Origin of the sequence: Bradyrhizobium sp. 197 (genome assembly GCF_023073375.1) — a bacterium.
GTDB lineage: Bacteria > Pseudomonadota > Alphaproteobacteria > Rhizobiales > Xanthobacteraceae > Bradyrhizobium.
Genome location: NZ_JADPJJ010000053.1, coordinates 1 through 14011, shown reverse-complemented (window position 1 = coordinate 14011; position 14011 = coordinate 1). Strand labels below are relative to the sequence as shown.

The 14011-nt window shown below is 62.8% G+C and carries 14 protein-coding genes and 1 riboswitch; of the genes, 7 read left to right on the top strand and 7 right to left on the bottom strand.

Annotated elements, in window-relative coordinates:
- Positions 1–6 precede the first annotated feature (6 nt).
- A complete protein-coding gene (locus IVB27_RS11015; protein ID WP_247338691.1) occupies positions 7–999 on the top strand; it encodes an SGNH/GDSL hydrolase family protein in 993 nt (330 codons plus the stop codon).
- A 54-nt stretch (positions 1000–1053) separates the two neighbouring features.
- Here the strand turns inward: IVB27_RS11015 and IVB27_RS11010 are convergent, their stop codons facing one another.
- A complete protein-coding gene (locus tag IVB27_RS11010; protein WP_247338689.1) occupies positions 1054–2250 on the bottom strand; it encodes an O-succinylhomoserine sulfhydrylase in 1197 nt (398 codons plus the stop codon).
- 71 nt (positions 2251–2321) lie between these two features.
- Positions 2322–2401, bottom strand: a riboswitch (SAM riboswitch).
- A gap of 80 nt (positions 2402–2481) precedes the next feature.
- On the opposite strand from IVB27_RS11010, the gene IVB27_RS11005 reads away from it, so the two are divergent.
- The 4 genes from IVB27_RS11005 to IVB27_RS10990 all read left to right on the top strand — a co-directional run bounded on the left by IVB27_RS11005 (position 2482) and on the right by IVB27_RS10990 (position 6827).
- Positions 2482–3618, top strand: a complete 1137-nt coding sequence (locus IVB27_RS11005; RefSeq protein WP_524536477.1) for a 2'-deoxycytidine 5'-triphosphate deaminase — start codon at positions 2482–2484, stop codon at positions 3616–3618.
- 27 nt (positions 3619–3645) lie between these two features.
- Positions 3646–4059, top strand: a complete 414-nt coding sequence (locus IVB27_RS11000; RefSeq protein WP_247443540.1) for a PAS domain-containing protein — start codon at positions 3646–3648, stop codon at positions 4057–4059.
- A gap of 104 nt (positions 4060–4163) precedes the next feature.
- The gene (locus IVB27_RS10995; protein ID WP_247443538.1) at positions 4164–5216 is read left to right on the top strand and encodes a hypothetical protein; all 1053 of its coding nucleotides are present in this window, start codon (positions 4164–4166) and stop codon (positions 5214–5216) included.
- A gap of 165 nt (positions 5217–5381) precedes the next feature.
- Positions 5382–6827: an MATE family efflux transporter gene (locus IVB27_RS10990; RefSeq protein WP_247443536.1), complete on the top strand. Its 1446-nt coding sequence runs from the start codon at positions 5382–5384 to the stop codon at positions 6825–6827.
- Here the strand turns inward: IVB27_RS10990 and IVB27_RS10985 are convergent.
- The 5 genes from IVB27_RS10985 to IVB27_RS10965 form a co-directional block, all read right to left on the bottom strand.
- Positions 6824–7210: a hypothetical protein gene (locus IVB27_RS10985; protein ID WP_247443619.1), complete on the bottom strand. Its 387-nt coding sequence runs from the start codon at positions 7208–7210 to the stop codon at positions 6824–6826. The two genes, IVB27_RS10990 and IVB27_RS10985, sit on opposite strands and share 4 nt — an antisense overlap.
- A gap of 15 nt (positions 7211–7225) precedes the next feature.
- Positions 7226–7618, bottom strand: coding sequence for an SRPBCC family protein (locus IVB27_RS10980; RefSeq protein WP_247443534.1), 393 nt, complete (start codon positions 7616–7618; stop codon positions 7226–7228).
- A gap of 136 nt (positions 7619–7754) precedes the next feature.
- Entirely contained in the window at positions 7755–8114 is a 360-nt protein-coding gene (locus IVB27_RS10975; protein ID WP_247443532.1) for a VOC family protein, read from the bottom strand.
- Between the two features lie 56 nt (positions 8115–8170).
- Positions 8171–9010, bottom strand: a complete 840-nt coding sequence (locus IVB27_RS10970) for a helix-turn-helix transcriptional regulator (RefSeq protein ID WP_247443530.1) — start codon at positions 9008–9010, stop codon at positions 8171–8173.
- A gap of 93 nt (positions 9011–9103) precedes the next feature.
- Positions 9104–9682 (bottom strand): methylated-DNA--[protein]-cysteine S-methyltransferase, encoded by a 579-nt coding sequence (locus tag IVB27_RS10965; protein WP_247443528.1) that lies wholly within the window; start codon positions 9680–9682, stop codon positions 9104–9106.
- Between the two features lie 342 nt (positions 9683–10024).
- On the opposite strand from IVB27_RS10965, the gene IVB27_RS10960 reads away from it, so the two are divergent.
- A complete protein-coding gene (locus IVB27_RS10960; RefSeq protein WP_345946861.1) occupies positions 10025–11143 on the top strand; it encodes an integrase arm-type DNA-binding domain-containing protein in 1119 nt (372 codons plus the stop codon).
- Between the two features lie 227 nt (positions 11144–11370).
- A complete protein-coding gene (locus IVB27_RS10955) occupies positions 11371–11796 on the top strand; it encodes a hypothetical protein (protein WP_247443523.1) in 426 nt (141 codons plus the stop codon).
- A 227-nt stretch (positions 11797–12023) separates the two neighbouring features.
- Here the strand turns inward: IVB27_RS10955 and IVB27_RS10950 are convergent, their stop codons facing one another.
- A complete protein-coding gene (locus IVB27_RS10950) occupies positions 12024–13658 on the bottom strand; it encodes a S53 family peptidase (RefSeq protein ID WP_247443522.1) in 1635 nt (544 codons plus the stop codon).
- Between the last annotated feature and the right edge of the window lie 353 nt (positions 13659–14011).

Below are 14011 nucleotides of genomic sequence, written 5' to 3'. Positions count from 1 at the left end.
GCGTTAATGAGTTCTCTCCGCCCTTTTTGCCTGACGGCATGGCTGGCTGCGCCCGCTGCGGCGGCGTTGCTGTTGCTAACGCCTGTATCGCAGTCGCGCGCGCAGGAGCCGGCCGCGCAGGCAACGCCGGCCCCGCAGCAATCGGCTAATCCCGCTTCCGCTTCACCGTCCCAGACCACCGTCGCCGCGACGTCCCCCGACCAGCGCGGCATCACGGCGCGCGCCATCGACAAGGTGAAGCAGGTCGCGAAATCCGCCGGCGACATCTTCAGCCGCGTCCCCTGCCTGTCGCCGAAGGGCGGCGCGAAGGCGATGGGCACGCTGCCGCATGTCGCGGGCAAGCTCGTCGCCGGCCAGCCGGTCGTCATCGTCGCGTTCGGCTCGTCGTCGACCGCAGGATTCGGCGCGAGCTCGCCGGAGTTCAACTATCCCAATCGCCTTGCCGCGCAGCTGCACCGGCATTATCCGACCGCCGACATCACGGTCGTCAATGCCGGCGTCGGCGGCGAGGACGCGCCCGAGATGATGAAGCGGCTCCAGAAGGCGGTGATCGACGTGCATCCGGATCTGGTGATCTGGCAGGTCGGCACCAATGCCGTGCTGCGCAATCTCGATCCCGGCGAGACCGCGAAGATGGTCGAGGACGGCATCGGTCGCATCCAGGCCGCCGGCGATGCCGACGTCGTGCTGGTCGATCCGCAATATTCGCCCGCCGTCAACCAGCGCGCGGAGAGCGCCGGCAAGATGGTGAAGCTGCTCGGCAAGGTCGCCGAGCTCCGTCACGTCGGCATCTTCCCGCGCTTCGAGGTGATGCGCGACTGGCACGAAAAGCAATCGCTTCCGGTCGAGAGCTTTGTGATCGCCGACGGCCTGCACATGAACGATTGGGGCTACGCCTGCTTCGCCCAGCTCCTCGGCGACGACATCATCCGTTCCGTCGGCCAGATCAAGCTCGGTGTGAACGTGCCGGCGGACGTGCGGACGTACCGGCCGATGTAATTGTCGTCCCGGCCTAGTGCGCAATTGCGCACGGGGGCCGGGACGACCAGCACCTCACGCCTTCTCCAGCGCCGCGGTCAGATCTTCGATCAGATCATCCGGATGCTCGAGCCCCGCCGAGAAGCGGATAAAACCCTCGCTGATGCCGAGGGCGGCACGATCCTCCGGCTTCAGGCGCTGATGCGTCGTCGTGGCCGGATGCGTGACGAGGCTCTTGGCGTCGCCGAGATTGTTCGAGATCTTCGCCAGCTTGAGCTCGTTGAGCACGCGGAACGCACCCTGCTTGCCGCCCTTGACCTCGAAGCCGACCAGCGTCGAGCCGCCGCGCATCTGCTTCTTCACCAATGCAGCCTGCGGATGATCGGCGCGGCCGGGAAACACCAGCCGCGAAATCTTCGGATGGCTCGCCAGCACGTCCGCGATGCGCGCCGCCGTCTCGGTCTGCGCGCGCACGCGCACGCCCAGCGTCTCCAGGCCCTTGAGCAGGACCCAGGCGTTGAACGGCGAGATCGACGGCCCGGTCTGGCGCATGAAATTGTGGATGTGCTCGGCGATGAACGCTTCCGAGGACAGGATGATGCCGCCGAGACAGCGGCCCTGGCCGTCGATGTGCTTGGTCGCGGAATAGACCACGACGTCGGCGCCGAGCGCGAGCGGGCTCTGCCAGATCGGCGTGGCGAACACGTTGTCGACGACGAGCCGCGCGCCGCCCTTGTGCGCGATCTCGGCAATCCCGGGAATGTCGAGCACGTCGAGCGTCGGATTGGTCGGGCTCTCCAGGAAGAACGTCTTGGTGTTCGGCTTCACCGCGCGCTGCCACTGGTCGAGATCGAGCCCATCGACCAGCGTCGTCTCGATGCCATAGCGCGGCAGCAAATCCTGCACGACGTAGAGACACGAGCCGAACAGCGCGCGCGAGGCCACCACGTGATCGCCGGCCTTGAGCGGCGCCAGGATCGCGGTCGTCACTGCGGCCATGCCGGTCGCGGCCGAACGCGCCGCTTCGGCGCCTTCGAGCTCGATCATGCGGCGCTCGAACATCTGGATGGTCGGGTTGGAGTAGCGCGAATAGATGAAGCCGGGGTCCTCGCCCTTGAACCGCGCCTCGCACTCCTCGGCGCTGTTGTAGACGTAGCCCTGGGTCAGGAACAGTGACTCCGACGTCTCGCCATATTGCGAGCGCAGGGTACCGGAATGGACCAGACGGGTTTCGGGACGATATTGTGCGGTTGGCGCCGGGGACTTCGACATAGGACCTCCTCTGCGTGACCATCGAAAATGGTCACAAAAAAACCGGCCTGGAATATCTCCACGGGCCGGGATCACAGAGGTCCCCGGCCTGTTTAGCGACTTATTTAACGTGGCTGCAAGCCGGCCGGCTCAAATCACCACGGGATAAGTCATGCTCATATTCCGCAATGCCCTTTCCGTCAAGCCGTCCATCGGATAGCCGTAAAACGCCAGTATTTCCCGCATGTCGGGATGCATTTGCCCCCTGATGAGGACCCTCGGTTGACGTTCACGGTTGCCGCCGACGCCAATGGTATCCTGCCCGACCGCATGATCGCGGCAATGGCGGAGGGCGGTCTCATCCTGCCCGCATACGACTTCGTCGAAAGCCAGATCCAGCCGGCAAGCCTCGACCTTCGCCTCGGCGACATCGCCTATCGCGTCCGCGCCAGCTTCCTGCCCGGCCCCGGCGCCACCGTCGCCGAGCGCATCGACGAGTTGAAGCTGCACGAGTTCAGCCTTGCCGACGGCGCTGTGCTGGAGACCAACTGCGTCTACATCGTGCCGCTGCTCGAAAGCCTCGCGCTGCCGCCGGAAATCGTCGCGGCCGCCAACCCGAAAAGCTCGACCGGCCGGCTCGACGTTTTCACCCGCGTGATCGCCGACGGCACCCGCCGCTTCGACATGATCGGCGCCGGCTATCACGGCCCGCTCTATGCCGAGATCAGCCCGAAGACGTTCCCGGTGCTGGTCAGCGAGGGCTCGCGCTTGTCGCAAGTACGCTTCCGCACCGGCGATGCCATCCTCAACATCGACGAGCTCGAGGCGCTGCACGCGACCGAGCGTCTCGTCGACGTCGACGATGCCGATCTCACCGGCGGCGTCGCGGTGTCTGTCGATCTCTCCGGCGAAAAGAGCGGCGGCTTTGTCGGCTACCGCGCCAAGCGCCACACCGGCGTCATCGACGTCGATCGCCGCGCCGGCTACGCGGTTGACGATTTCTGGGAGCCGATCGCGGCGCGTCCCGACGGCAATTTGATCCTCGATCCCGGCGAGTTCTACATCCTCGCGTCGAAAGAGGCCGTGCAGGTGCCGCCCGATTACGCCGCAGAGATGGTGCCGTTCGATCCGCTCGTCGGCGAGTTCCGCGTGCATTACGCCGGATTTTTCGATCCCGGCTTCGGCTATGCCGGTGCGGGCGGGCTGGGATCGCGCGCCGTGCTCGAGGTCCGCTCGCGCGAAGTGCCTTTCATCCTCGAGCACGGCCAGATCGTGGGCCGGCTCGTCTACGAGAAGATGCTGGCCCGCCCCGACGCCATGTACGGTCAGCGCATCGGCTCGAACTACCAGGCACAGGGCCTGAAGCTGAGCAAGCACTTTCGGGTGTAGTGATCATCCGGGCCACAAGGTGTTGACATGACCAATTCATCCCAACTGGACGCACATATTGTCAACGACGTCGCCGACGCGCTGATCTATTCCGATCCGTCGGGCACGATCACGCGCTGGAATCGTGCATCGGCCGCGCTGTTCGGCTTCGCCGCCGACGAGGCGCTGGGCCAGAATCTCGACCTGATCATTCCCGAACATCTGCGCGCCGCGCATTGGAAGGGCTTCGAGACCGCGTTTGCCAGCGGCGCGATGAAGCTTGCGGGCAAGCCGACACTGACCCGCGCGCTGCACAAGAGCGGACGCAAGCTCTACATCGAGATGACATTCGCGCTGGTGCGGGACGCCGGCGGCGCGGTGCAGGGATCGGTCGCCATGGCGCGCGACGTAACCGAGCGCGTCGAGCGCGAGCGCGCCGCCAAAGCCACTCACAATTCGTGATGCGGAATTGGCGGGCCGCCGTGCAGGGCGCCCTGCGTGCGGTTCAGGTTGTCCGTCACCCAATGCAGTGACACACTCGATCAAAATAACGATCGGGAGCGAACATGTCCGCCGCATCAGACCCCGCGCAGGAAACCCAATGGAAACGCTGGCGCGCGGTTGCCGATCTCTATCACGCCTACTTCACCGGCCTGATCCTCACCGTCGTCACGCGTCGCGGCACGGCGGATGCGGCGGAGTTCGTCTTCCGCGTGTTCCGCCGCCAGCAGCAGGAGCGCTTCCTGCCGGGGCTGAAAAAGCTCGGGCTGAGCCATCTGCCGCCCGCCGTCGCCGCTGCGCAATATCACTACCTCTCGAACTGGATCGGCGGCGTGCACGTCGAATACATGTATGAGAGCGACACCAAGGCCTGGATCCGCTATCCGCCGCCGCGCTGGATCTGGAAGGGCACCGCGATCTGCGGCGTGCCGGGCGAAGTTTCGCGCGCGATGCTGCGCGGCTGGCACGCCAACAACGGTGTCGCGCTCGGTGATCTCCGCCTGGGCTTCGTCTGCACCAAGCAGAGCGTCGAGAGCCAGGATGGGCTCGAAGGCTATTACCATCAATACGACCAACCGCTCGAGCTCGACCAGCGCCTCGTGTTCGCGCGGCATCTCGAAGCGCCATTGTTCGATGCGAAGTCCGCGCCGGCTCTTCCTGTTGCGAGTTGGCCAAAGCCGCGGCTCGAAAAAGCCTACCGCAACTATGCGATGGAATATGTTCGCACCGCCGCGCCCGTGATGGTGCAGCTGTTCGGACCGGAGGATGCCGGCTATCTCCTGCATCTCACGGGTAAGCTGATAGGGATGCAATATTTCGATGAGGTCGCTGCGGCGCTGTCGATGGGCCGTGGCGGGGCGAGCGAATTCGCGACGTTCCTCAACGCGCTGTTTGCCGCGCAGGGCGATGCGGCCGAGGTAACGCCATCCGAAGGCACCTTCGAAATCCGTCAGCAGAGCTGGAAGTTGATGGACGACGTCGCCGACTGTCACCCCGCCTGCGCCAAGGTGCTGGAGGGATTGTTCGAGGGCCTCGCTGCAGGATGCGGGCGGCACATCGGCGTTCACCTGCGCGCGCCCGCAGGCGGCCGCCCGCCGTTGCTCTGGCGCATCGGGTAATTCCACTTTGAAACGCGACGCCGCAGGGCACGCCTGCATCTGACGCAGGAGGAATCGCTGCGTGGTGTGCTAACAAGCCCCTCGTTGCGCCTTGTGCGCGAATAAATTTATTGACACACCTACTCATTGCGGCGCCGCAAATGGCGCTCGTGCCCCGGAGAGGACATGTCCGACATCGCCGAAATCCCGGTCGATGAACAAGAGCGTCCGCTGCCGCCGCCTCCACGCCCCGTGAAGAGCGCGCTGTTGGACGGCCCGATTCTGCGCACGCTGCTCGGGCTGGCCTGGCCCAACGTGGTCGCGCTCTCCGCCGGCACCTGCACCGTGATTGCGGAGACCTCCTATATCGGACGTCTTGGTGTGGAAGCGCTTGCCGCGATGGCGCTGGTGTTTCCGACCGTGATCCTGACCATGACGATGTCGGGCGGCGCGATGGGCGGCGCGGTGGCCTCCGCCATCGCGCGTGCAATCGGCGCCGGCGATCGCGAGCGCGCCGGCACGCTCGCCGCGCATGCGCTGCTGATCGGCATCAGCTTCGGCCTCGTCTTCATGCTGGGCATGCTGGTCTTCGGGCCGCGCGTTCTGGAAATGCTCGGCGGCCGCGGCGATGTGCTGACACATGCGATTGCCTACACCCAGGTGTTTTTCGGGGGCGCGGTGCTGCCCTGGCTGCTCAACACCATGGCGGGCGTCCTGCGCGGCACCGGCAACATGAAGCTGCCGTCGCTGTTGATCCTCAATTCCGCGGTCTGGCAGATATTGCTCGGCGGCACGCTCGGCCTTGGGCTCGGCCCCGTGCCGCAGCTCGGGATGCGCGGCGTCGCGGCCGGCGCGCTGATCGCCTATTCTATGAACATCTGCGTGATGGGCTGGTATCTGTTTTCCGGCCGCGCCCGCGTTACGCCGAAGCTGCGCGGCCTGCGCATCCAGTGGGCGATGTTTTTCGACATCCTCAAAGTCGGCGCCATTGCCTGCTTCTCGCCGCTGCAATCGGTGCTGACGATCTCGATCTTCACCCACATGCTGGCGAAATTCGGCACCGCGATCCTCGCCGGCTACGGCATCGGTGCGCGGCTGGAATTTTTGCTGACCTCGATCGCGTTCGCGTTCGGCATCGCCTCGGTGCCGATGATCGGCATGGCGGTCGGCGCCGGCCGCATCGCCCGCGCCCGGCGCATCGCCTGGATCGCAGGCGCGAGCGCCTTCGTCGCCGTCGGCGCACCTGCGTGCCTGGTCGCGCTCTTCCCCGATCTCTGGGTCAATATTTTCACGGACAGCGAGATCGTGCGCGCCACCAGCCATCAATATTTGTCGACGGTGGCGCCGTTCTACGCGTTCATTGGCCTCGCCTCGACGATGTATTTCTCGTCGCAGGGGGCTGCGAAGGTGATCGGCCCGGTGCTGGCGCAGACCGCGCGGCTGATCTACATCGCAGCGGTCGGCTGGTGGCTGTCGACGCACGATGCCACCGCGCAGAACTTCTTCTGGCTAGCGGCCAGCTCGATGGTCGTGCTCGGCCTGCTCGCGTGCTCCAGCGTGGTGCTGACCCGCTGGGGACCGCGCGAGAGCAAGGCCGCGATCAGGCGCGCTCTTTCGGCCGCGGCGGACTAGCGATGTCTGTGGCGGCGATGGCCGTCACCACCGCCGACCTTGGCGAGCCGCATCAGTTGCGGGATCATCGCCATCATGTCGCCGCCGCCGGCGCTGCCGAGCATGCCCATGATATCGCCGCCGCCAATGCCGCCCATTCCGGTTGGCATGGTGCCGCCGTAATTGGGCGCACCGAAACCGCCGCCGAGATTGCCGGCGTTGAGGCCGCTAAACCCGCCGCCGCCATTCTCCATCATGCGGCTCATCATCGGGCCCATGGTCTGCATCATCATGGCGAAGCGGCGCTTGCCCATCTTGGCCTTCATCATCTCCAGCATCGGCGCCATCTGGGTCATCATGTCCTCGCCGCCGGCTCCTCCGCCGCCGTTTTCCGAAAGGATCATGCTCAAATAAGTAAACTAAGCCGGAAACGCCTTGTGGATGGCGATCACGGCATCCCCGGTTTGGCCCTGCACGTAAGCTGCAAGCTCGTTCGGCAGCATGTCGATGATCCAGACCAGGCGGCATCTCGCATCGCCCTCGGCGATCACCTGCACCGAGGCGCTGTAATGCTTCAGCCGCTCGCTGTTGATCGCGTAGACCAGCCGCTGCCGCGCATCGTCGCAATCGACCAGCACTTCGCGCGCCACCGAGCCATTGGCAAAGGTGACGACGCGCGCATCGCCGTCGATCGTGCAGGCGGTGACGAAGCCCGGCGCCAGCCGCCGATGCAGCGCGCCGAAATCGCGCACCGCGTCCCAGACGTCGTGCGCTGAGGCGGGGAGGGGAATGTCATTGTGGATGGAGGCCATGAAAGTGTCCTTGATTATGTTAGGCGTTCGCCACAAACACCGTCATTGCGAGCGCAGCGAAGCAATCCAGAAATGCTTCCGCGACTACGGTCTGGATTGCTTCGTCGCAAGAGCTCCTCGCAATGACGGAGAGAACTCACGTGCAGACCGCCTCGACATTGTTGCCATCGGGATCGATCAAAAATGCCGCGTAGTAAGTCGGGCTGTAATCCTTGCGCGGGCCGGCACCGCCATTGTCGCGGCCGCCGCTCTTCAGGCCTTCGCCGTGGAACGCCTTGACCGCGTCATGATCCCCGGCGCGAAATGCGATATGCGCGCCATCGGCTTTCCGTCCCTTGTTCAGGTGCAGCCACAGCGCCGGCTCGCCCTTCGGCCCGAAGCCGGCATAACCGTCGCCGCTCGAACACAGGACATAACCGAGCGGCGCCAGCACCGCGGTGTAGAAGCGCGTGGCGGCGTCGAGGTCGGCAACGCGCAGCCCGATATGGTCGTACATGGTCGTCTCCATTTCCAAAGCGCGCCGCAACTGGCGCGCGCCGGAGACGAACCTAGTCAGTTGAGGGCGAGCTGCTCTTGGAGAATCTTGCGCTTCCCCTTCGAGGCCTGACGGAACTTGGTCGGCGAGACGCCGGCGGCGCGGCGGAAGGTGCGGACGAAGTTGGAGAGGTCGCCGAAGCCGACGTCATAGGCGATATCGGTGACCGCGATGTCATGGTCAGTGAGCAGCCGCGCAGCATGTCGCAGCCGTGAGCGCACCAGATATTGATGCGGGGTGACGCCGAGCACGCTCGAAAACAGCCGCAGGAAATGGAACGGGCTGAGGCCTGCCTGCCGCGCGGCCTGTTCGAGGTCGACCTCGGCATGCGAGTTGGCGTCGATCCACAGCGCGGCTTCCACGGCGCGGCGGCGGTCGCGCGCAGTGGGCGTTGTCGGCTTGCGCGCCTTGCCCGAGACGACGTCAATGAAGCGGCCGGCGAGGATTTGACCGACCTCGTCGAGACCGAGATCGCTGTTGCCATCTGCCGCCGTCTGGGCGAGCTCGCCCAGCACCATCAGCTCGGGCAGCGGCGGCGTCGCGCCGACCTGCCAGATGTCGCGACGTCCCCCGAGGGCGTCGACCAGATCCTCGCCCAGGAAAAAGGACAGGCAGACGTCGCCGGAGACATGCTCATGCGTGCAGGTGTATTCCTCGCCCGGTGCGCCGACCAGCATCGAGCCCGCCACCAGCTCGAAGAAGCCGGCGCGGCAGTGGCAGCCGAAGCTGCCCGCGCGGACATAGGCGATGGAATGGCCGGTGCGGCACTCCGCAAACGACGCGTCGTCCGGTCCCGCATCGCAGCGAAACTCGGAGACCGTCATCGAGGGCGTCGTCAGCAGCGTGGTCGCATCCATCCCGCCTATCTAGGCATGATCCAGAAAAGTGTTAGCGGTTTTTCGACAGGATCATGACCAAAAACAAAGCTAAGGTGCGATCAAAATCGCGCCTTAGCTGGGCGCACGGGGCGGGGCAACGGGCAGCAGCACCTCGAATAGCGTCTTGCTGGCGACCGGATGAGCGCCCTCGAGCGACAGCAGCCGCCGCTTGGAGATCACCCCGCCATAGGGCGAGAGCCGGTCGGTGTAATTGCCGGCCTCCAGCACCCGGTGGCAGGGCACGATCAGCATGTAGGGATTTTTCGCGACCGCCTGCGCCACCGAATGCGCGGCGCCGGAGGCGCCCAGCGCCTTGGCGATCTCGTGATAGGTGCGCGTCTCCCCGCGCGGAATCGTGCAGGCGAACTCGTAGACGCGCCGGTTGAAGTCGGACACGCCGCCCGCATCCAGGCTGACCTCGGAAAAATCAGGATCGTTGCCTTGCAGCAGGCCCACGATGCCCTCGATCGCAAGCTCGGCGTTCGCGGACGGCCGCTGTTCGCGCGCCTCGGGATGGACCTGGAAAATCCGGCGGCGGGTGTCGATCTCCCGCGCCTCCGGCAATTGCACAGCGACCACGCCGGTGCTGCTCCAGATGATGGCGCAGCGCCCTATGGTCGTGTCGAATATCGTGTAGCCACGCCCCACCATGCACACGCCCCACTCAGTGCACGTCTTTCCCCAGACCCGGGATCATAACACCGCCACAATCCGGCGCACCCAAAATCTTACCGAGACGTTAACAACCGTCCGGCCGGTCGCGCCAAAGCGCTTGGCGGGAAGCGCCGTCTCGGCTAATCAGAGGCGCGCAGGCTTGCGCATCAGCGGGCGTAGTTCAATGGTAGAACGGCAGCTTCCCAATCTTTTGTGAAGCCTCTCCACCGTTCCACATAGCGCCCGTAGACCCCTTATTTTACAGTGCTTTCGCGACTCGGCCGTCGTATACTTCGGCATGGTTATCCGCCTCAATCCACGTGAAAGGCGTGCCAAATCGTGCCAAATTTTACACTCACAGATCTCACGGTTCAGTCATTGAAGCCCGGTCTGTACATGGACCGGAAGACGCCAGCTTTCGGCCTGCGTGTCGGCAAGCGTCGCAAGACCTGGATCATTCTCAAAGAGCCCAACCGCACCAAAATACGGCTCGGTCACTATCCTGACCTCAAGCTCGCAGAGGCACGCCGCCGCGCCTTTGTTGCGCTCGGCACTCCCGCCGGGCAGAAGGAAATCAGCATTGAATTCGAGCAGGCGAAGCTCGTGTTCATTGAGGAGAACTACAAGGGCAAAGCCGAGCGCACGAAATCTGAGACGCGTCGCCTCCTGAACCGTCTTCAGTTCAAGTGCACGCTCGCTCAACTCGACGATACAATGATTGAGCGTGAACTCGGCAAGCTCGCTGATGTACCAAGCGAGCAGCTTCACGCATTCCGCGCTTTGCGGACAATGCTCCGATGGTGCACAAAGCCTCCGCACCGCTACATCAAGCGCAGTCCGCTTGAAGGTTATACGGCTCCAGGGAGGGACAGGAAGCGCAGTCGTGTCCTCAGCGACGACGAGCTCAGAAAAATCTGGCAGGCATGCGAGGGCTTCTTCGGGGATATGATCCGGCTCATCATCCTCTGGGGCTGCCGGAACGGCGAAATAGGACGGCTACAGCGAGCGTGGCGAGAAGGCCGGGTGATCACGATTCCGGGCGAGTTCACGAAGAATGGGCGCGCGCACGCAATTCCGATCCTCCCGATGGCTCGTGCGATCCTCGACCGGCAAGAAAAGATCGGCGACAATTGGCGCGACAAAAACACCGACTTCTACTTCCCTGGTCACATCAAGGGCACGCATTTCAACGATGGCTCGTGGGGAAAGCTGAAGAAGGAGATCGACAAGCGATCAGGCGTGATTGGTTGGCAAGTACGGGATCTGCGGCGCACGTTCCGCTCTACCCTCGCCCGCCTGGCAATCTCACGCGAGATCGCCGAGATCATGCTTAACCACGTGACCGGAGGGGGCAAAACCGATCTCGACGAAATATACGACAGGTATGACTACCTACCTGAGAAGCGGACAGCGCTGCAGAAACTCGAAGCTCTCCTTAAAAGGATAGTGGCGAGCTAGGCCGCGCCTTTCATGACCATTGCAGTCAGCGACAGCTCCTCTCTGACGTTTTGCAGGCGTCAAGAACATGTACTCGAAGCGACTCAGGGAGCGGCCCCGGTGCGCAAGCGACGGCTGTTCTGCGGCTCCTCAGCTACCAAAGCGAACACAGCGACGGTTGAGAGGCTAGGCACGCGACCATTAGCTGTGCTGAGTTTGCCTATTCAGATTTAAAAAAGGGATTTCCAATGAGCGAAACGATCGTTCTAGATACCACCCACCGCCAGGTTGTCCGAGGAATTGTCAAAGACAGCTCAGTCCTTTGCACCGCCACCAGCGCTCCCGATGTCTACGTTCACGTTATCACCAAGGAAGATACGGCCGAACTTCATCAGGGCGATGGCACGGTCATCCCCAAAATGACACGGACCAGATTTTATGTATTTAGGTCCAATACAGGCAACGAACCTTTCTCCGCCACCGTCACTGTAACCGACCTGCCTGCCACGGCTGCAGCGCGTAGCGACGTTCTCATGACGGCGTTTAGTCTGGTAAAGCATAAGCCCGATGGCATCAGGCCCGCGCGGGCAAAAAGGTCCGCGAAAGCGAACGCGAAGAAGTCGAGCAAATCCACCGAGCGAAAGAAGCCGAAAACCGACAGGCCAGTTGCGTGACACCCGTGGGTCGACTCGTCTTCGCACGAGCCATGATTTTGCTTGCGATTTCCACGCGCCGCGCCTCGTCGGTGAGAACGATTAAGCCCGTTCGGGCGATACAAACGTCGCGTACTGCCGTCGATATCGGTTAAGGCCGCGATGCAGAGCTGATGCCTTTCAGCCAGCTCTGCATCGGACTTGCGAGTTTACAGGCGTGAGCGATAGCCAAGTTCTTCGTGCGCCGTCTACGCCGCGACGGATGCCTGCACTGGTGCTTGTGTTAACGCGGCGATCAATTGCTTCATGTCCGGCGTCCCCAATCCGGTGACGCGGTCATAACCGGCAGTTGCTTTAAACTCGCCATTGCTGCCAGCTGTAACGTCCCGGAAGCACCCGGTGCCGCCGAGTGGGTAGATGAGCGGGTTCAAATACGGGAGCGAGGGTAATCCTGCCTTTTGGCGCGCCTCGTTGATGAGAGCGCAAAAACCAGCCCAAACCGGCGCGGCCCAACTTGTTCCGCCAATTCCAGTGGGTTGTCCATGCAGAACCAGAAATGCCCCTTCATTTGGATCTGCGGCGGCACTCACGTCGGGTACTGACCGTTTGCTCCCCGTCGGTACGCCTTTGCCTGTCTGCCAGCCAGGGCGGCTGAAGAAGATACTGTCGCCGCCACCACTGCCGGGCCAGCCGTCTTCCTGTGCGACGGCCCCGTTCCCTGGTGCAAGTCTCAAACTGGTCCCGCCGACCCCGACAACTGCCGTATCGGAAGCTGCATACTCCGCCTGAGTTGGGCCGCTGGCGGTGTGCCCGTCGACGCTCGGATTCGATCCGGCATCGCCGCTCGACACGAAGACATTTACACCCATTGCAGCGAGTCTGAGGAATTTCTGATGCTGCGTTGCCACCTCGCCGTTTGGGCCTCCCATGAACGTTTCCCCCAGCCCGAGGCTAATCGACAATTGACGCAGGCTCGGATCGTTCGAAGCATCCGCAATGATCCGATCGAGCGCCCGGTCGAGCGCCACAAACTGAAGCGAACCCGTCGCGTAGATTTTAATCTTCGCTCCAGGAGCGATCCCGCTGGTCCAGGAGACATCCAGCGTCTCCTCTCCCTCAGGGGCGGGCAGATGGCCAGCGCCCACTTTGATCTTGCCGATCCTTGCCAGATCGACGGCGATCCCGTTTGCTTTCCAAAACTCGGTGATGTCGTGATCGTTCGGAAAGGTATCTATCAATATCGCAATCGTCTGGCCTGCGCCGGTGACGCCCAATGCGTTCGCATTGTATGCATGGAGAATCTCCGCAACGAGATATGGTGGAGAATTGGCGATATTCGGCGAGGGCAGACCATGCCGATCCAGAGTGACGCGATTGCCGTGCACAAGCTTGCGCGCCATGTGCTTGTGAGCGTGACGGAATGGTTGCAAGCCGATGATGGCATGGACGGGTGCGCCGACAGATATGGGAAGGCTCGGCGCGTTCTGCGCGGCGGTATAGGTGATTCCTTCTTTTGTGACCTTTACCATTTGGACGCCGAGGCTTTGTTCGATCTGGCCGACAGTGGCCTTGGCGTATACCCCGGTATCGCCGGGACTTTCGCCGACGATTGTGAAGCCTTGTTCGGTCAACCACGTTTTGAGCGCATCGACGTCTGCTTTTTTAGGACTGTACTTCTGAGTCAGTTGGTCTGCAGACAATACCTCGCCCCCAGCAACACGCTTCTCCAGATCGTCCTTGTCAGACATTTCAAGCGAAAAGAGCAATTCCATCGTTTCATTGCGGGCGTCGCGCTTTGCTGGAGCGACCAGCAGACCATGCTTGGCCATTCCGTCGGTGGGCAATTCGGTGACGCTGTCTGTAAACACCTTGCGATCGCTCATGGACATTCTCCCTCAGATACTTGGTGGAATGATCGTCCGCGACTGGGGTTCAGGTGCGCCGCAACTCAACCCGCCAGCGCAAAGCTGATAGCTTTCCATCTTTATTAGCGTCTAAGACTGCTGCCGTTTGTGGCTTAGTTCACATTGGGAAAGAAACTCGCGAATTCCACGCACCTTTTGATCTTTGTGAATGCAAGAGGATCGTGTCCCCGGGCGTGGTGTAGCTGAGCTCAGAGCTTATCAGGTGTTTTAAGCTAGGGTCTGTTGGGATTCAGGATTCTCATCGGGGCTTGGTTGTGATTCAAGCTTGGGATGGACCGATTCGTTTTGACTGACGCCCAATGGGCGAAGAT